This is a genomic window from Xanthobacter versatilis (assembly GCF_043193975.1).
Lineage (GTDB): Bacteria > Pseudomonadota > Alphaproteobacteria > Rhizobiales > Xanthobacteraceae > Xanthobacter > Xanthobacter autotrophicus_E.
This window is the reverse complement of the sequence record NZ_JBAFVB010000006.1, coordinates 91,057-108,496: the sequence shown is the minus strand read 5'-3', so window position 1 is coordinate 108,496 and position 17,440 is coordinate 91,057. Positions and strand designations below refer to the sequence as shown.

16 protein-coding genes are annotated in these 17,440 nt (G+C 69.2%); 5 read left to right on the top strand and 11 right to left on the bottom strand.

Annotation, left to right across the window (positions count from 1 at the left end; all coding sequences use genetic code 11):
• Positions 1-118: 118 nt before the first annotated feature.
• A complete protein-coding gene (locus V5F66_RS13440; RefSeq protein WP_012115890.1) occupies positions 119-1,435 on the bottom strand; it encodes a dihydroorotase in 1,317 nt (438 codons plus the stop codon).
• Positions 1,428-2,375, bottom strand: a complete 948-nt coding sequence (locus V5F66_RS13435; protein WP_394050766.1) for an aspartate carbamoyltransferase catalytic subunit — start codon at positions 2,373-2,375, stop codon at positions 1,428-1,430. The genes V5F66_RS13440 and V5F66_RS13435 overlap by 8 nt, the downstream gene beginning before the upstream one ends.
• Before the next feature lie 280 nt (positions 2,376-2,655).
• On the opposite strand from V5F66_RS13435, the gene V5F66_RS13430 reads away from it, so the two are divergent.
• On the top strand, positions 2,656-3,111 hold the full coding sequence (locus tag V5F66_RS13430; RefSeq protein ID WP_012115892.1) for a hypothetical protein: 456 nt from the start codon (positions 2,656-2,658) through the stop codon (positions 3,109-3,111).
• Between the two features lie 83 nt (positions 3,112-3,194).
• On the opposite strand, the gene V5F66_RS13425 is transcribed toward V5F66_RS13430, so the two are convergent.
• The 4 genes from V5F66_RS13425 to V5F66_RS13410 all read right to left on the bottom strand — a co-directional run bounded on the left by V5F66_RS13425 (position 3,195) and on the right by V5F66_RS13410 (position 5,447).
• Positions 3,195-4,130 (bottom strand): AEC family transporter, encoded by a 936-nt coding sequence (locus tag V5F66_RS13425; RefSeq protein ID WP_394094024.1) that lies wholly within the window; start codon positions 4,128-4,130, stop codon positions 3,195-3,197.
• Between the two features lie 173 nt (positions 4,131-4,303).
• Entirely contained in the window at positions 4,304-4,834 is a 531-nt protein-coding gene (gene ruvX, locus V5F66_RS13420; RefSeq protein WP_394000151.1) for a Holliday junction resolvase RuvX, read from the bottom strand.
• A 53-nt stretch (positions 4,835-4,887) separates the two neighbouring features.
• Complete coding sequence (locus tag V5F66_RS13415) at positions 4,888-5,253, bottom strand: type II toxin-antitoxin system VapC family toxin (protein WP_394094023.1); 366 nt, start codon at positions 5,251-5,253, stop codon at positions 4,888-4,890.
• On the bottom strand, positions 5,250-5,447 hold the full coding sequence (locus V5F66_RS13410; protein ID WP_012115896.1) for a type II toxin-antitoxin system VapB family antitoxin: 198 nt from the start codon (positions 5,445-5,447) through the stop codon (positions 5,250-5,252). The genes V5F66_RS13415 and V5F66_RS13410 overlap by 4 nt, the downstream gene beginning before the upstream one ends.
• A 172-nt stretch (positions 5,448-5,619) precedes the next feature.
• On the opposite strand from V5F66_RS13410, the gene gatC reads away from it, so the two are divergent.
• Both gatC and gatA read left to right on the top strand, forming a co-directional pair.
• Positions 5,620-5,907 carry an Asp-tRNA(Asn)/Glu-tRNA(Gln) amidotransferase subunit GatC gene (gene gatC, locus V5F66_RS13405; protein WP_012115897.1) on the top strand — a complete coding sequence of 96 codons (288 nt, stop codon included), beginning with the start codon at positions 5,620-5,622 and terminating at the stop codon, positions 5,905-5,907.
• Positions 5,904-7,388: an Asp-tRNA(Asn)/Glu-tRNA(Gln) amidotransferase subunit GatA gene (gatA, locus tag V5F66_RS13400; RefSeq protein WP_012115898.1), complete on the top strand. Its 1,485-nt coding sequence runs from the start codon at positions 5,904-5,906 to the stop codon at positions 7,386-7,388. The genes gatC and gatA overlap by 4 nt, the downstream gene beginning before the upstream one ends.
• Positions 7,389-7,566: 178 nt before the next feature.
• On the opposite strand, the gene V5F66_RS13395 is transcribed toward gatA, so the two are convergent.
• Positions 7,567-8,703: a glycosyltransferase family 2 protein gene (locus tag V5F66_RS13395; protein ID WP_394094022.1), complete on the bottom strand. Its 1,137-nt coding sequence runs from the start codon at positions 8,701-8,703 to the stop codon at positions 7,567-7,569.
• 174 nt (positions 8,704-8,877) lie between these two features.
• Between V5F66_RS13395 and gatB the strand changes: the two genes are divergently transcribed.
• Complete coding sequence (gatB, locus tag V5F66_RS13390) at positions 8,878-10,368, top strand: Asp-tRNA(Asn)/Glu-tRNA(Gln) amidotransferase subunit GatB (protein ID WP_012115900.1); 1,491 nt, start codon at positions 8,878-8,880, stop codon at positions 10,366-10,368.
• 146 nt (positions 10,369-10,514) lie between these two features.
• Here gatB and lldD read toward each other — a convergent pair whose 3' ends face one another.
• Both lldD and V5F66_RS13380 read right to left on the bottom strand, forming a co-directional pair.
• A complete protein-coding gene (gene lldD, locus V5F66_RS13385) occupies positions 10,515-11,681 on the bottom strand; it encodes an FMN-dependent L-lactate dehydrogenase LldD (protein ID WP_012115901.1) in 1,167 nt (388 codons plus the stop codon).
• Positions 11,678-12,436: an FCD domain-containing protein gene (locus V5F66_RS13380; RefSeq protein WP_012115902.1), complete on the bottom strand. Its 759-nt coding sequence runs from the start codon at positions 12,434-12,436 to the stop codon at positions 11,678-11,680. The genes lldD and V5F66_RS13380 overlap by 4 nt, the downstream gene beginning before the upstream one ends.
• A 214-nt stretch (positions 12,437-12,650) precedes the next feature.
• On the opposite strand from V5F66_RS13380, the gene V5F66_RS13375 reads away from it, so the two are divergent.
• A complete protein-coding gene (locus tag V5F66_RS13375) occupies positions 12,651-14,540 on the top strand; it encodes an FUSC family protein (RefSeq protein ID WP_394094021.1) in 1,890 nt (629 codons plus the stop codon).
• Here the strand turns inward: V5F66_RS13375 and V5F66_RS13370 are convergent.
• Complete coding sequence (locus V5F66_RS13370; RefSeq protein WP_394094020.1) at positions 14,528-15,796, bottom strand: complex I 51 kDa subunit family protein; 1,269 nt, start codon at positions 15,794-15,796, stop codon at positions 14,528-14,530. The two genes, V5F66_RS13375 and V5F66_RS13370, sit on opposite strands and share 13 nt — an antisense overlap.
• Positions 15,797-15,801: 5 nt before the next feature.
• Positions 15,802-17,436, bottom strand: coding sequence for an FAD-binding protein (locus tag V5F66_RS13365; protein WP_394094019.1), 1,635 nt, complete (start codon positions 17,434-17,436; stop codon positions 15,802-15,804).
• Between the last annotated feature and the right edge of the window lie 4 nt (positions 17,437-17,440).

The following is a 17,440-nucleotide window of genomic DNA, read 5'->3' as shown; positions in this document are numbered from 1 at the left end:
ACCATGGAGCAAGAGCACTTTCGCGCGCCGTGGAGACCGGTAAGCCTGACGACGGCGCATCGAGACAGGATGCCGACGCAGCGTCGCGAGTCGGGGTGGGCGACGCTGCGTGAGCTCATCAAACGTATTCGTACACGGTCGCCCCGGCAACGATGGTGCGCAGCACGCGCCCGTCGAGGCGGGCCTCGTCGAACGGGGTGTTGCGGCAGCGCGATTTGAGCATGGACGGTTCCAGCACATAGGGCATGCCGGGGTCGAACACCGTCACGTCCGCCGGCGCGCCTGGGCGCAGCGTGCCGGCATCAAGGCCCAGGATCGCCGCCGGACGGGTGGAAAGGGCGGCCAGCAGGGTCACCAGGTCCACCTGGTCCGAGTGCACCAGGCGCAGGGCGGCGGACAGCAGGGTTTCGAGACCGATGGCGCCGGGCTCCGCCTCCGAGAAGGGCAGGCGCTTGCCTTCCACGTCCTGCGGCAGATGATCGGAGACCACCACGTCGATGAGGCCGGAGGCGATGGCGCGGATCAGCGCCTGACGGTCCTCCTCAGCGCGCAGCGGCGGGGCGAGGCGGAAATAGGTGCGGTAGGCGCCGATATCCAGCTCGTTGAAGGACAGGTGATTGATGGTGGCGGACGCCGTCACCGGCAGGCCGGCTTCCTTGGCGCGCTCCAGCACGGCGAGGGATTCAGCGCAGGTGAGCGCCGCCGCGTGGTAGCGCCCGCGCGCGCCGGCGACCAGCCGTACGTCGCGCTCCAGCACGATGGTCTCGGCGGCCTTGGGATTGCCGGAGAGGCCGAGGCGAGCGGCGAAGGCGCCCTCGTTCATGGCCCCCTGCGACATGCTCGCATCCTCGGTGTGGTGCACCAGGAGGGCGTCGAAGTCGCGGGCGTAGGTCAGGGTCCGGCGCAGCACCTGGGCGCTCGCCACGGAACGGTGGCCGTCCGTGAAGGCGACGGCGCCGGCGGCCTGGAGCAGGCCGATCTCGGTCATCTCCTCGCCCTTCAGGCCCTTGGTGATGGCCGCCATCGGGTGAACCCGCACCACCGCCGTATCCCGCGCCCGGCGCAGGATGAAGTCCACGATGGCCGGGTCGTCCACCACCGGGTCGGTGGTGGGCTGGCAGATGATGGTGGTGACGCCGCCCGCCGCTGCCGCGTGGCTGGCGGAGGCCAGCGTCTCGCGATGCTCGGCGCCGGGCTCGCCCACGAAGGCGCACATGTCCACGAGGCCGGGCGCGACCACGGCGCCCTTGCAGTCCACCACTTCCGCGCCGTCGGGCACACCCGAGGCGGCGATGCCGAAGCCGGCATCCTTGATGACGCCGTCGGCGAGATAGACATCGCCGTGGAAATCCGAGCCACGGGAGGGATCGATGACCCGCGCGTTGGCGAGCAAGAGCGGGTGGGGATCGCGGAGGATGAGGCGGCCGTCACGCATTGGGCAGCTTCCGGGCGAGGGTGTCGAGCACGGCCATCCGCACGGCGACGCCCATCTCCACCTGTTCGCGGATGAGGGAGCGGGGCCCGTCGGCCACCGCCGAATCGATCTCCACGCCCCGGTTCATGGGGCCGGGATGCATCACCAGCGCGTCGGGGGCGGCATGGCGCAGCTTGGCCTCGTCGAGGCCGAAATAGTGGAAATACTCCTTCACCGAGGGGATGAAGGAGCCGGCCATGCGCTCGCGCTGGAGGCGCAGCATCATCACGATGTCCGCGCCCTTGAGGCCCTCTTCCATGGTCCGGAACACCTCGACGCCGAGGCTCTCGATGCCCGCCGGCAGCAGGGTGGAGGGCGCCACCAGCCGAACCTTCGCGCCGAGGGTGTGGAGCAAAATGATGTTGGAGCGCGCCACCCGCGAATGCAGCACGTCGCCGCAGATGGCAACGGTGAGGCCGGCGATGCGGCCCTTGTTGCGGCGGATGGTGAGGGCGTCCAGCAGGGCCTGGGTGGGGTGCTCGTGGGCGCCGTCGCCGGCATTCACCACGCAGCAGTCCACCTTGCGCGCCAGAAGCGCCACCGCGCCGGACGCGTGATGCCGCACCACCAAGATGTCGGGGTGCATGGCATTCAGCGTGATGGCGGTGTCGATCAGCGTCTCGCCCTTCTTCACGGAGGACGAGCCCACCGACATGTTCATCACGTCCGCCCCGAGCCGCTTTCCGGCGATCTCGAAGGAGGACTGGGTGCGGGTGGAGGCCTCGAAGAACAGGTTGATCTGGGTGCGGCCGCGAAGCGTGGTGCGCTTCTTCTCGATCTGCCGGTTGAGTTCGACGAACTCCTCGGCAAGGTCGAGCAGACCTGTGATCTCGCTGGCGATGAGGCCTTCGATGCCGAGAAGATCCCGGCCGGAGAGGGTGAAGGCGGAAGCAGCATGCATGGCAAGCGGCAGGCATAGACGCACCCGGCCCGCCCGGCAAGGGAAGCGCGGCAGGAGCCGGTCGCTTTTCGGATCGCCGGTCCGACCGCCGCCCCATCCCGCCACCGCGCGGGCCTTCAGGGTTCGTTCATCATTCGCGCACAAGTCTCCCCGGAAACACCCGCGCGGCGCCACACTTTGGTGCGAAGTCTCGCCGAGCCTGAGATGGAACCGGGACTGCCGGTTCCAGAGTTTATGATCTTGGGGCCTTCAGGGCCTGCGACGTTTGGGAGTTGCTGTCATGTCTTCTCTCCTCCGGGCGAAGCTTATGGCGCTGGCCGTGGCGGCTGCGACCGTCACCGGCGCGGCGGCGCCGGGCCAGGCCGCCGCCATCGGCACGGGCGCGCTGGCGCTCGCGCCGGGCCACGCCGCCTCCGTCACCGATGTGGGCTATTGGTACGGCGGGCGCTACTATCACGGACGCTACCGCGGTCCGTATTACGGTGGCGGGTGCTGGAATTGCGGCCGGAACAATGGCGCGGCGGTGGGTGCCGGCGTCGCCCTCGGAATCCTGGGGGCTGCGGCCATCGCCGGTGCTGCCTCCGCCCCGCCTCCGACCGTCTATTATGAGGAGCCGCCGCCGGTCTATTACGAGCCGGCGCCGCGCGTTTATCTGGAGCCGGCCCCCGAGCCGCGCCCGCGCAGCTGCTGGGTCACCACCGGTCCCGGCGGCGCCGGCTACTGGTCGCCCTGCTGAGGCGAGAGGGCATTCTCGGCAAGATGGACAAGGGCGGCTTCGGCCGCCCTTTTGCTTTTGCGCCGATGCTTTGCGCCGGCCGTTCAGGCCAGGAGCTTCGCCACCGCCACCACCAGCGGCAGCGTCAGCGCAGCGGCGACGATCTGGAGGGTGAGGATTTCCGCCAGCAAGGGTGCGTCGCCGCCCATCTGGCGGGCCAGCACGTAGCCGTTGGGTGCGGACGGAACCGAGGCCGTAATGGCCACCACCATCAGCTCCGTTCCCGAAAGGCCAAAGGCCCGCGCCAGCAGGAGCGCGATAGTCGGTTTTACCAACAGCTTGAGCGCGAGGCTTGCCAGCACGATGGGACGCGGCCGCGCCAGCCGGTCCAGCACCAGCCCGCCGCCCACCACCAGCAGGCCGAGGGCCAGGGAGGCGCGGCCCAGCACGTCACCGAACTCCAGCAGCACGGCGGGCACGGGGAAGTGGGTGGCATTGAGCGCCGCTCCCGCCGCGCAGGCCCAGATATAGGGATTGCGGGCGAGCTGCTCGGCCACATAGGCGAAGGTGGGCGGGTGGCGGCCGGAGAAGCTCGCCAGCACCAGCACGGCAATCACGTTGACCACCGGGATCATGGCCACCAGCGCCAGCGCCGCGATGGTGATGCCCGCCGGCCCGTAGAGCCCGCCGGCCACCGCCAGCACGATGTAGGTGTTCCAGCGCACCGCCCCCTGGAACAGGGAGGTGAAGCCTGGTCCGTCTGCCGCCAGCGCCGCGATGAGCGGCCGGTGGACAAGCAGAATCAGGCCCGAGAGCACCACCACCGAGCCGATCAGCGCCCCGCTGACCGCGAGCACGTTCACCTTGCTGAGGTCGGCCTTGACTGCCGAGACCACGAGCAGGGCGGGGAACAGCACGAAATAGGTGAGCTTTTCCAGCGCCGCCCAGTGGGCGGGATCCTTCAGCAGGATCCGGCGCAGCACGGCACCGAGCGCGATGACGAGGAAAACGGGCGCGAGTGCGCTGAAGATCAGGTCCATGGGCCGACGCATAGCGTGCCTGCCGTTCGGTGGCAGGCAATTAGTCCCTCTCGGGGGCGCGGGAGCCGCCGGGGGCCCCACCTTTAGGCGGGCGGATTGGGGAAATCCACCGTCCCGAAACGGGACAGGCTCGCTCCCGGGCGGGAACGCAGGGGCAACGGGCTGTGATCGAATCAGTCCCGGGGGCCGGTTTCGGATTCGTTCCCGGCGGGGCGGAGCACATGGCGGGAGAGGAAGCCCAGAGCCCCCTCCAGGATGAAGGCGGCAGCGTGCTGGTCCACCACGGCGGCGCGGCGGGCGCGGCTGACATCCGCGGAGATGAGGGCCCGCTCAACCGCTGCGGTGGACAGGCGCTCGTCCCACAGGGCGATGGGCAGCGCCGTGAGGCGCGCGAGGTTGCGGGCAAAGGCGCGGCTCGCCTGCGCGCGGGGGCCTTCGGAGGCGTCCATGTTCAGCGGCAGGCCGAGCACGAATCCCACCGCCCGCCGTTCCGCCGCAAGGGCCAGCAGCCGCTGGGCGTCGGCGGTGAACTTGGTGCGCTGCACCGTCTCCACCACGGTGGCCACCCGACGGTCGGGGTCGCAGGAAGCGACGCCGATGGTCTTGGTGCCGAGATCGAGCCCGAGCAGCGCGCCGCGCGGCGGCAGCAGCGGCGCGATGTCGGCCAAAGGACCGATGGGGGCGGGGGAGGTGGGGTGCGTCATCGCCTATGGCTAAAGCATTTTCGGGTGGGGGTGAATGCGGACCACTTGCGACCTCAGGGGGAAATGTCGAGACCCAGTTCGTCCGCGATGACGCCGAGCCGGCGGTCCCTGGTCCAAAGGCGCGCATCGGGCGTCAGGCGCACCGAGGCGATGAGATGGGCATCCACAAGGCCAATGCCGCGACCATAGAGGCTTACGGCCTCGATCAGCGCGAGCACCTCCGCGTCGTTCGCCACCATGGCACTCGGCAGGTCTGCGAGGGCGCCCAATATGGTGTTGCGGTCGCGGAAATTTCCCAGCGCCAGTTCGTCGATGACGAAGGGATGGGTGAGAATCTCTCCGGCTTCGAGCCGTTCCGCGAGGCGCGTCTCGCCCGTGCGGAAATGGTCGATCCAGATCGAGGTGTCGACGAGAATCATGCCTCGCCGGAGCGGCGACGGCGCACCGGCTCAAGCTGCGGCTCGCTGCCGCCGAGCCGAGCCAGGCGCCGCGCGCTTTCGCGGGCGATGAGCGCCTTCAGGGCTTCGCGGACCAAGGCGGATTTTTCCGTCAGGCCTGTCAGCGCCTGGGCCTTCGCGAGCAGATCGTCGTCGATGGCGAGGGTGGTCCGCATGGCAAAGGTGCTCCCTCCGGCTGCTTGAACATCAATCATAGCATCATCTGATGCGAAAATCCGTGCACCTGCGGCAGTGCGCACCCTCAGTGCCCCGACCACCTCTCGCCGCAAACCCTTCCACCGCGGCATACCCCTTGCTATAGCGGCGGTCAGCTTTTGGGAGCGTATCATGTCCGTCGATCAGGCGACCGTCCGCCGGGTGGCCCATCTTGCGCGCATCTCGGTGCGCGAGGACGAACTCGGCCATCTTCAGAATGAGCTCAACGCCATCCTCGAATTCGTCGAGCAACTGGCCGATCTCGACGTTTCCGGCGTCGAGCCCTTGACCAGCGTGGTGCCCGTGGAACTGCCCATGCGCGAGGATGTGGTCACCGACGGCCACTGCCCCGAAAAGGTGCTTGCCAACGCGCCCGATGCCGAGGGTGGCTTCTTTACCGTGCCGAAGGTGGTGGAATGACCAAGCTCACACAGCTCACCCTCACCCAGGCGCGCGAAGGCCTCGCCCAGGGCGAGTTCACCTCCGTCGAGCTCACCGAGGCCTATCTGAAGGCCATGGAGCAGGCCCGCCCGCTCAACGCCTATGTGCTGGAGACGCCCGAGATCGCCCTGGAAATGGCGAAGGAGAGCGATCGGCGCATCGCGTCCGGCGAGACCGGTCCGCTGGAGGGTATTCCCCTCGGCATCAAGGACATGTTCGCCACCGAGGGCGTGCGCACCACGGCCTGCGCCAAGATCCTCGACAATTTCATCCCCCAGTATGAATCCACCGTCACCTCCCATCTGTGGCGGGACGGCGCGGTGCTGCTGGGCAAGCTCAACAATGACGAGTTCGCCATGGGCTCGTCCAACGAGACCTCGGCGTTCGGGCCCGTCGTCTCGCCGTGGCGGCGCGACGGCGACGAGACCCCGCTGGTGCCCGGTGGCTCGTCTGGCGGCTCGGCGGCGGCGGTGGCGGCGTTCCTGTGCGCGGGCGCGACCGGCACCGACACCGGCGGCTCCATCCGCCAGCCGGCGGCCTTCACCGGCACGGTCGGCATCAAGCCCACCTACGGGCGCTGCTCGCGCTGGGGCATTGTGGCCTTCGCCTCGTCCCTCGACCAGGCCGGCCCGTTCGCCCGCACGGTGAACGACGCGGCGGTGCTGCTGAAGTCCATGGCGGGCTACGACCCCAAGGATTCCACCTGCGTCAACCGGCCGGTGCCGGACTATGAGGAGGCGGTGGGCGCCTCCATCAAGGGCAAGAAGATCGGCATTCCGCGTGAGTACCGCATGGACGGCATGTCCGACGAGATCGACGCCCTGTGGACCGAAGGCGCGCGCTTCCTGAAGGACGCGGGAGCGGAGATCGTCGACATCTCGCTGCCCCACACCCAGTACGCGCTTCCGGCCTATTACATCGTGGCGCCGGCGGAGGCCTCCTCCAACCTCGCCCGCTATGACGGGGTGCGCTTTGGCGAGCGCGTGCCGGGCCGCGACGTGGTGGAGATGTATGAGAACACCCGCGCCGCCGGCTTCGGCCCGGAGGTGCGCCGCCGCATCATGATCGGCACCTATGTGCTCTCGGCCGGCTATTACGACGCCTATTACCTGCGCGCGCAGAAGGTGCGCAGCCTGATCAAGCGCGACTTCGACCAGGTCTTCGCCCAGGGCGTGGACGCGGTGCTGACGCCGGCGACCCCGTCTCCCGCCTTCGGCATCGGTGAGAAGCTGAAGGCCGACCCGGTGGAGATGTATCTCAACGACGTCTTCACCGTGACGGTGAACATGGCCGGCCTGCCCGGCATCGCCGTCCCCGCCGGCCTTTCGGCGGACGGGCTGCCCCTCGGCCTCCAGCTCATCGGTCGCCCGTTCGAGGAGGAGACCCTGTTCTCCCTCGCCGAGGTGATCGAGGAAGCGGCGGGCCGATTCCCGGTGGACAAGCAGTGGTGGCGGGGCTGAGTTGAGTCAAACGAGATCGGCGCCCGCACTTCGGTGCGGGTGCTTGGTGAACATTTGGACATTCACTCAGAGGGGCGTTTGACGCCGTCGCAGGAGTATTGTCACCGTCATGGCCGGGCTTGTCCCGGGCATGACAGGGTGATCGCGGCTCTGCCTTCTTGAGTTTTCAAACGGGCTTTCAGCCCAGCCGCTTCCTGATGGAGCGGCTCAGGCGGCGGACGGTGCCGTCCCACTCTGCCTTGAGCGTGGTGTGGCCGCCGCGCAGTGCCCGCCAGCGCCCCACCAGGGACTTCGACAGGAACTTGGCAAGCCCGCTCTCCGCCGCCTGCCGCGAGGCTGCGCCGCCAGCCTCAAGACGGCTCAGGGAGGCGATCACCGTGTCGATGGCGGATGCCGCCTTGTCATAGGGGCGGATCGCGGCGAGGCCGTCGTAGCGCCGTGCCGCGCCCAGCCGCTCGAACGGGCGCTGCACCGTATCTTCCGGGCCGGTGGCGCCCATGTAGCAGGCGGTGATGCCATCCAGGCTGTCGAGCCTGAGGCCGGGATTGGCCCGCAGCAGCGCCATGGCGCCCATGGGGCCGAGCGCCGTGGTGGCGGGGTCGTAGTCCGGCCGGGTGCGCCAGCGGCAATAGGCCACCAGCGTCTTCGAGACGATCTGGTCGTGGCTGCGCACCGGGAAATGGGCGAGGGCGACCGATTGCAACTGGTGCACCACCACCTTGCGCCGGAAGCAGAAGGCGGCGTGGTTGCCGTCCTCGATCTTCAGCTCTTCATTCGCGGCGACGCTCGCCGGCAGCATCACCTTGGCGCTGAAGCCGGTGAGCTTCTGGGTGCGATCCGAGAAGAAGCTGAAGGGATCGGGGAACTCATCGAGCGGGCGGGGCAGGTAGTTCCACATCCTCAGGCCGCCGGCCTGGGAGTCCGGCAAGCTGGCCAGTTCCGCCTCGAGGCTGGCACGGTCCGGCGTGGTGAGGAATTCATCGCCGTCCAGCAGGAAGGCGAAATCCCACCGCTCCACCGCATAGGCGCGCTGCAGCAGCCCTTTGGTGCGCGCCGCCTGGAAATAGGCCGCCTCCTGCGGGCCGTCGAACACGTTCACCGCCAACCCTTCCGCCGCGAGGGCGTCGAGGATGGCGCGGGTGCCGTCGCGGCTGTGGTCGTCCTCGATGAAGAGGTGATCGACCACCGCGAGGTTGTGCCGCACGAACGCCTCGATCACGTCCGCCTCGTCGCGGACGATGGCGACGGCGGCGAGCCGCAGGCCCTTCGGCGCGGAGGGGGAGGGCGATGAGACGCCGGATGTCGTCACGGTCATGAATGGGAGGCGATGGGGGTTCTCGTTCGCGCCTGCTATAGCACCGGCTGCGCGGCGAGGCGAGGCGGCAACGCACGGCCCGGCGTTGCGCGCACGCCCCGTTGGGGAGTAGTGAGTTTAAGAGAAACGCTGATCGCCCGCGCGCCGACGCGGCGGCTAGTTCCGGGACCTTTCATGACCTTACATGTTCGCCCTACCGATACGAAGAAGCTCATTTCCGGTGCCACCGGCGATTGGGAAGTGGTGATCGGCCTGGAGGTGCATGCCCAGGTGGCCTCCAACGCCAAGCTGTTCTCCGGCGCCTCCACCGCTTTCGGCGGCCCGCCCAATGACCATGTGTCGCTGGTGGATGCGGCCATGCCCGGCATGCTGCCCGTCATCAACCAGGAATGCGTGGCCCAGGCAGTGCGCACCGGCCTCGGCCTGAAGGCGCAGATCCACCTGACTTCGGTGTTCGACCGGAAGAACTACTTCTACCCGGACCTGCCGCAGGGCTACCAAATCAGCCAGTACAAGCAGCCGGTGGTGGGCGAGGGCGAGGTCATCGTGGACCTGCCCGACGGGGAGAGCATCCCCGTCGGCATCGAGCGCCTGCACCTGGAGCAGGACGCCGGCAAGTCCATCCACGACCTGTCGCCCACCCAGTCCTTCGTGGACCTCAACCGCTCCGGCGTGGCGCTGATGGAGATCGTCTCCCGCCCCGACCTGCGCTCGGCGGAGGAGGCGAAGGCCTATGTGACGAAGCTGCGCACCATCCTGCGCTATCTCGGCACCTGCGACGGCGACATGGAGAAGGGCAACCTGCGGGCGGACGTGAACGTCTCCGTGCGCCGCCCCGGCGAACCCTTCGGCACCCGCTGCGAGATCAAAAACGTCAATTCCATCCGCTTCATCGGCCAGGCCATCGAGACCGAGGCGCGGCGGCAGATCGAGATCCTGGAGGATGGCGGCTCCATCTCCCAGGAGACGCGCCTGTTCGACCCCACCAGGGGCGAAACGCGCTCCATGCGCTCGAAGGAAGAGGCGCACGACTACCGTTACTTCCCCGATCCGGACCTGCTGCCGCTGGTGCTGAAGCCCGAGTGGGTGGAGGAGCTGAAGTCCGGCCTGCCCGAGCTGCCGGACGAGAAGAAGGCCCGCTTCATCGCCGATTACGGCTTGAGCCCCTATGACGCCGGCGTGCTGGTGGCCGAGCGCGAAACGGCGGCCTATTTCGAGCAGGTGGCGGACGGCGGCGGCGTCAAGCGCGACGGCAAGGCGGCCGCGAACTTCGTCATCAACGAGCTGTTCGGCCGCCTGAACAAGGAGGGCAAGGATGTCACCTCCTCGCCCGTGACGCCGCACCAGATCGGCGCCATCCTCGACCTGATCGCGGAGGGCACAATCTCCTCCAAGATCGCCAAGGACCTGTTCGAGATCATCTTCACCGAGGGCGGCGACCCGCGCGTGGTGGTGGAAGCCCGCGGCCTGAAGCAGGTGACCGACCTCGGCGCCATCGAGAAGGTGGTGGACGAGATCATCGCCAAGAACCCGGACAAGGTGGCGCAGGTGCTGGCCAAGCCCACCATGCTGGGCTGGTTCGTGGGCCAGGCCATGAAGGCCTCCGGCGGCAAGGCCAACCCGCAGGCCCTCAACGACATCCTGAAGGCCAAGCTCGGGATCTGAGCGCTCTTCGGCACAACCCCAAAAACACCAATGCCCGGCTCGCGCCGGGCATTGTCGTTCTGGCGGGGCCATAATCGAAAAATGTGTGACCGGATCCCGACCTCCAGCCCCGCAGGCAGGAGAGGGGACGTTGCTGCCCCGGCGCCCTACTGCGCCGCGCGGGCGAGCGGCCGCTCGATCTCCCGCACCAAGCTGTCGCGGGAGATGTCGGAGATGGCGCGGGCGCCGGTGAGGGTCATGGCCACCCGCATCTCCTTGGCGATGATGTCGAGCAGGTTCTCCACCCCCGCGCGGCCCGCCGCCGCCAGCGCATAGACGAAGGCGCGGCCGAGCAGCACGCCGTCGGCGCCCTGCGCCAGCATGCGCACCACGTCGAGCCCCGAGCGGATGCCGGAATCGGCCAGGAGCGTCATCTCGCCCTTCACCGCGTCGGCGATGGCCGGCATGGCGCGGGCGGAGGAGAGCACGCCGTCGAGCTGGCGCCCGCCGTGGTTCGACACGATGATGCCGTCGGCACCGAAGCGCACGGCGTCGCGGGCGTCCTCGGGATCAAGGATGCCCTTGATGACCATGGGGCCCTTCCAGAATTCGCGGATCCATTCCAGATCCTTCCAGCCGATGGACGGATCGAAATTGTTGCCGAGCCAGCCCACGTAATCTTCAAGGCTGGTCTTCTCCTTGCGATAGGCGGAGACGTTGCCGAGATCGTGCGGGGTGCCCATCAGGCCCACGTCATAGGCCCAGAACGGGTGCAGCACGGCTTGCACCATGCGCCGGAACGCGGCGTTCGGACCGGACATGCCCGAATGGGCATCGCGATAGCGCGCGCCGGGCACCGGCATGTCGACGGTGAAGACCAGGGTGCGAATGCCTGCAGCCCAGGCGCGCTCCAGCGCGTTCTTCATGAAGCCGCGGTCCTTCAGCACGTAGAGCTGGAACCAGATGGGCTTGCCCACCTGGCTCTGCACCTCCTCGATGGAGCAGACCGAGACCGTGGAGAGGGTGAAGGGAATGCCCTTCTGGGTGGCCGCCTGCGCCGCCTGCACCTCGCCGCGCCGGGCATACATGCCGGTGAGGCCGACGGGGGCGAGGCCTACGGGCATGGACAGCTGCTGCTTGAGCAGGGTGGTGGAGAGATCCACCTCGCCCACGCTCTTCAGCACGCGCTGGCGCAGGGCGAGGTCGGAGAGATCCTCCACGTTCCGGCGCAGGGTCGCCTCGGCATAGGCGCCGCCGTCGATATAGTGGAACAGGAAGGGCGGAAGGCGGCGGCGGGCGGCTTCCCGGTAGTCGGAGGACGACGAGATGATCATGATCTTGCTTCCTTCTGCATCGCCGCCCGGGAAAGGGCCCGCACCGAGCGTCGCTCGCGCGCTGCGGCGTCTTCTATGAGCCGCAGGCTGTCCTCCACGAAATCGAGATGGCGCAGCGCGGCGTCGCGCGCGTCGTCGGCGCGGCCTTCCACGACGGCCTCGAAGATCAGACGATGCTGGTCTTCCAGCGCGTGCGCCGTGCGCGGCAGGCGGTAGAGCTTTTCGAGGCTGGCGGAAATGGAGTGCTGCAGCACGTCGAACAGTCCCGCCATCACCTGGCGCAGCACCGCATTGTGGGAGGCCTCAGCCACCGCCATGTGGAAGGCGGCGTCGGCGCCGGCCTGGGTCGCCTCGTCCGCGCCCTCGGCCTTGAGGAGCCGCTCGAAGGCGGCGGTGAGCCGCGCCCGGTCCTCATCGCCTGCGCGCAGGGCCGCGCAATAGGCGGTGTCGCCATCCAGCGACTTGCGGATCTCCATCACATCCTGCCAGTAGCCTGGCTCCATGCGGGCGAGCGAGGAGAGCGGGGAGAGGGCCTTGTCCAAGGACGATGGAGAGAGCGTGGCGGCCACGAAGGTGCCGCCGCCCTGGCGCGCGGTGAGGATGCCCCGGCTGGTGAGCTGCTGGATGGCTTCGCGCAGCCGCGAGCGCGACACGCCGAAATCCGCCGCGAGCTTGCGTTCGGACGGCAGCCGCGCGCCGGTCTGAAGCCCGCCTTCGGCGATCAACGCCTCGATCTCGTCCGACAGCTTTCGCACCCGCCCCTCCCAGCCGGGAAATTCGGCACCTGTGGTGCCACCTTGTCGCACGGTTACCGGTATAATTGGTCGGACCAATTTCGGCAATCCAAGCGCGATAGCTTGCTATTTTTGTCAGATAACGCAAATCTGGCGCAAGTCAACGGAATAAATGGTCAGACCAATTTGCTCCGGATGGTGACGTTCGCGGGCCCACTGGAGTGACGATCGACACATGACGGGCAAGATCGGGGATGGCGTCGGGGCGGACGTGGCCGGGCGGGACGTGGATGCTGTTCCGGCGCCGCCGGGATGGGTCGCCACCCTGCGCCGGGCGGCGCGGTGGATGGAATTGCGCTCCTTCGGCCTCACGCCGGAGCATTTCACCCTGGCGGAAGGGCTGCGCGCGGCATTGGCGGTGGCGGTGCCGTTGGCGCTCGTGCTGGCAAGCGGGCGTTACCAGTACGGCTGGGCGATCTTCGGCGCCTACTGGAGTTGCCTGTGCGACACGCCGGGACCCCACCGGCTGCGGCGCGCGCTGCTCGCCTTGTTCGTGATCCTCGGCACGCCGGTGGCCTTCCTCGGTTCGTGGCTGGCCTCGTTCGGCACCGTGGCGGCGCTGGTCGCCGCGCCGCTGATCGTGGTGCTCTCGGCCCTTTTGCCCGTGCGCCTCGCCCATGCCGGCCTGTTGTCGGCGCTTGTGGGCGGCGTCGGCGTGGTGGCGGTGGGCTTCCCGCATCCCGCCGCGCAAGCGGGGGAGCTGGCGCTTTCGTTCATGGCCGGCAGCTGCTGGGCCTACCTGCTGGTCAATGTGCTGTGGCGCGTGGATGCCTGGCGGCCGGCGCGGCAAATGAGCGTCGCCGTCTTCACCCGGCTGGGGGACATGCTGGCCGACATGGTGGCCACCGGAGACGGGCCGCATCGCGACGGCGCGTGGCATCCCGCCCATTCCGAGCATCGCCGCGCCGTGCGCTTCGCATTGGAGCGACTGCGCGCCCTCATCGCCCGTTATGAGCGCGAGCCGGAGGCGGACCTGCGCCCCTTCCTCTTGCTGCAGGAGGCGGCGGAGCAGCTGTTCAGCGCCGCCATCGCCCTGGAGCACGATTTCATCCTGCGCGAGGGGCCGGCGCGCGAGCGCATGGCGGCGGCGGATGCCATGCTGGAGGCAGTGCTCGCCTGCCGCGCCACGGTCGCGGAGGGTCCGCGCGGGGGCGATATCCTTGCCCGGCAGGTGGACGCGCTGGGACAGCTCCGCGCCACCCTGCCGGAAGGGCTCGCCGCCGGGTGCCTGCTCGCCACGCAGCAGGCGGTGGGGCTGGTGGCCGCCGCGCAAACCGGTGCGGCGGTCGCATCCCTCCTCCCGCCGGTGGTGGGGGACGGTCGAATTCGCTGGCAGGATGCGCTGAAGCAGGGCGTACGACAGGCGGCGGCCGTGGTGGTGGTGCTCTACGTCGCCATCGTATTCCAGTTCGGCTACCCCTATTGGGCGACGATGGCGGTGGTCATGGTCATGCAGGGCGCGGCGCGGGTCGCCTGGACACGGGGGCTGGAGCGCATCTTCGGCAGCCTGCTGGGCGGCCTTGCGGCGCTGTGCCTGCTGCTGGTGAGCGACGCGCCCCCAACGCTGGCCGGCGTCGCCGTGCTGCTGGCGGGGGTGTCCATCGCGCTGCGCAGCGTCAATTACGCGGTGTTCGTGGTGTTCCTCACCATGCTCTTCATCATCGTGACTGAGCTGGTGCAGCCGGGGGCGGGCATCGGGTCCGCCCGCATCCTCGACAATACGGTGGGGAGCCTGACGGCCGTGCTCGCGGTGCTGCTGCTGTGGCCGGATTTCGGCCCTCCGGTCACCCGCCTGATCGCGGACGGGCTGAACACCAACCGCGCTTATATCGACGCCGTCCGCGCCGGTCGCGACGAGGGAACCATCGCCGCCGCGCGCAGGGCGGCGGGCCTTTCCAGCATCGCCGCAGAAGTGGCGCTGCACGCTCTCGGTGGTCTGCTGCGGCGCTGGCAGCGCCTGTCGCACGAGGATGCGGCGGCGCTGCGCGAACTGCGGATGCTCGCCGGCGAAGCGGCTGCCGCCTGGCACCGCCGCCTGGCCGCAGGCGACCGTCAGGACGCGTAGCGCGCCTTGGGCTCGTACTCGTCCGGGAAGGTGTGGCGCGAGCTTTCCACCACCGTCACCGCGCCGTCGATGAGCGCGCAGCGCCCGCTGCCGGGCAGAATGCGGCACAGATGGTCCAGTGCCTGCCGGTCGGCTTCCACGCCCCGGCCGGTGGCGATGCGCTCCAAGAGGCGGGCCATCTGGAAGGTGCCGCACTTGCAGGACGGGCATTGCCCGCACGAGCCGCTGGCGAAGAAGGCGACATATTCCGCCACCTTGCGCACGATGCTGGTGCCTTCCGAGATGACGATCATGGCGCCGGTGCCGAGCCGCGACTTGCGCGTCTTCACGCTGTCGAAGTCGAGGGCCACGTCGAGGTCGCGCGCCGTGAGCAGCGTGTTGGATGGCCCGCCGGTGAACACCGCCTTGAAGGCGCGACCATCCAGCATGCCGCCGCCATGGACGAAGACAAGTTCCTCAAGGCTGGTGCCCATGGGCAGCTCGTAGAGGCCGGGATTGAGCACGTCGCCCGACAGCGAAAACAGCTTGGTGCCCGCCGCCGCGCCCACGCCGAGGTCGCGATACCAGTCGGCGCCGTTCTTCAGGATGTGCGGCACGTTGGCGAGGGTCTCGGTGTTGTTGATCAGCGTCGGCAGGCCACCCACCCCGCTCTCGAACGGGAATGGCGGCTTGCGGCGGGGGAAGGGGAAGCCGCCGTCGAGCCAGGACACGATGGCCGTCTCCTCGCCACCGATATAGCGGCCCGAGCTGGGCGCCACCGTGAGCGTCACCGGCCGGCCCACCGCCTTGGAGACGGAGGCGAGGAGGTCGCTGGCGGTCCATTCGTCCACCGCCCAGCGCATCTGGTCGATGCCCTCGGCCTGGGCGGGATTGACGTAGAACACCACGCGATTGGCCTTCACCGCGACGGCGGCGATGAGCGCGCCCTCGATCACCTGGTGGGGTGTCCAGCGCAGCAGATGGCGGTCCTTGAAGGTGCCGGGCTCGTCCTCGTTGCCGTTGCAGACCACATATTTCTCGTCGCAGGGCGAGGCCGCGGCGGCGCTCCACTTGCGCCAGGTGGGGAAGCCCGCGCCGCCCATGCCGCGCAGGTCGGCGTCCTTGAGGGTCTCAATGATGGCGTCGGGCCGGGCGAGGGCGGCGGCAAGGCCGGCCCCGCCGCCGGCGCGGCGCCAGAGCGGCAGGTTGGCGCCCAGCTTCAGGGCGGGATCGAGCAGGACGGTGTTGGCCTTCGAGGGGACGTTGGGGCGTGTCATGGCGGTCAGCCCTGGTTGGCGCCGGCCATGTGGCCGCGCAGGTCGAAATGGCCGTAGGCGGGATAGAGGATCGGCGAGCGCGGACCGTCGATCATGCCGGCGTGGCTGAGCTCGCGCTGCCAGCGCTGCACATGCTCGAGGCCGAAGCGGCCGGGCAGGACCCCGCCCGCATGGTCCGCCGCCGCCGTGCCGGCCCGCCGGCCGAACACGAAGATGTCCAGCAGGGCATTGCCCATCAGCCGGTTGCGGCCATGGATGCCGCCCGTCACCTCGCCTGCGCAATAAAGGCCCGGCACGCTGGAGGTGCCGTCGCGGTCGATGGCCACGCCACCGTTCTGATAGTGCAGGGTGGGATAGATCATCAGCGGCTCGCGGGCCGGGTCCACCCCGGCGCGATGGGCGAGATGGGCCAGCGAGATCAGCTGCGTCGTGAGCAGGTCGGGCTTTTCGGCCAGCAGCGCCGGAATGTCGAGGAACACCCCGAGCCCGCCGTCGCGCGATACCCCGCGCCCCTCGGCGCATTCGCGCAGGATGGCGGCGGTCACCACGTCGCGCGGGGCCAACTCGTCGATGAAGCGCTCGCCGAGCCCGTTCACCAGCTTTGCGCCCGCCGAGCGCACCGCCTCCGAGATGAGCCCGCCGGCCAGATGCGGCGGCCAGGCGATGCCGGTGGGGTGATACTGGAAGGAATCCACGTCGCGCAGCCGGGCGCCCATGCGATAGGCGAGGGCGAGGCCGTCCGCCGTGGCGCCGTAATGGTTGGAGGTGGCGAAGCCGGTGAGGTGCAGCCGCCCGGCGCCGCCGGTTGCCAGCACCACTGCGCCGGCGCGCACCACGCGGAAGGCGCGGTGCTCCAGGTCATAGAGCACGGCGCCGGCGCAACGGCCGCGTTCGTCGGAGAGCAACTCCACCACGGGGGAGCGATTGAGCACGGTGACGCCGCGATCCAGCTCCACCGCCTCGCGCAGCACCCGCATCATTTCGAGACCGGTGAAATCGCGATGGCTCAAAATGCGCGCCGCCGTGGTGCCGCCGGCCCGCTTGCGCATCAGCCGCGCGCCGGGGGCGGGTCCGTCCGCCAGATCGAAATTGACGCCGAGGCCGATAAGCCAGCGGATCACGTCCGGCGCGTCGCTGACAAGCTGGGCCACCAGCTGGGGAAAGCCGGCGCCGTGGCCGCCCTTCATGGTGTCGTCGAAATGGCGGCGGAGGCTGTCGTCCTCGCCGATGGCCGCCTGGATGCCGCCTTCGGCCATCACCGTGTTGCTGTCGCCGATGCGCAGCTTGGTGGCGAGGATGACCTCGGCACCGGCCGCGCGGGCCGCCAGCGTCGCGGCCGTGCCGGCGCCGCCACCGCCGATCACCAGCACGTCGGTGGCGATGGGATCGACGGCCACCAGGTCCACGTCGCCGATGAGCGCATTGCCCTCGATGATGCGGGCAAGGGCCGGATGGCACGGCTCGCCGCGATTGGCGCCGACCCGCAGCGGCACGCGGGCGTCCGCGCCATGGTCGGGGTGGTAGGCCTCAAGCAGCTGCTCGCGCGATAGCGCCTCGGGCCGCATCACCGGATCGGCGCCAGGGGAGAGGCGGGCGAGGGCGTCGGCGTAGGGGATGGCGAAGGTCGTGGCGTGGGTCATCGAA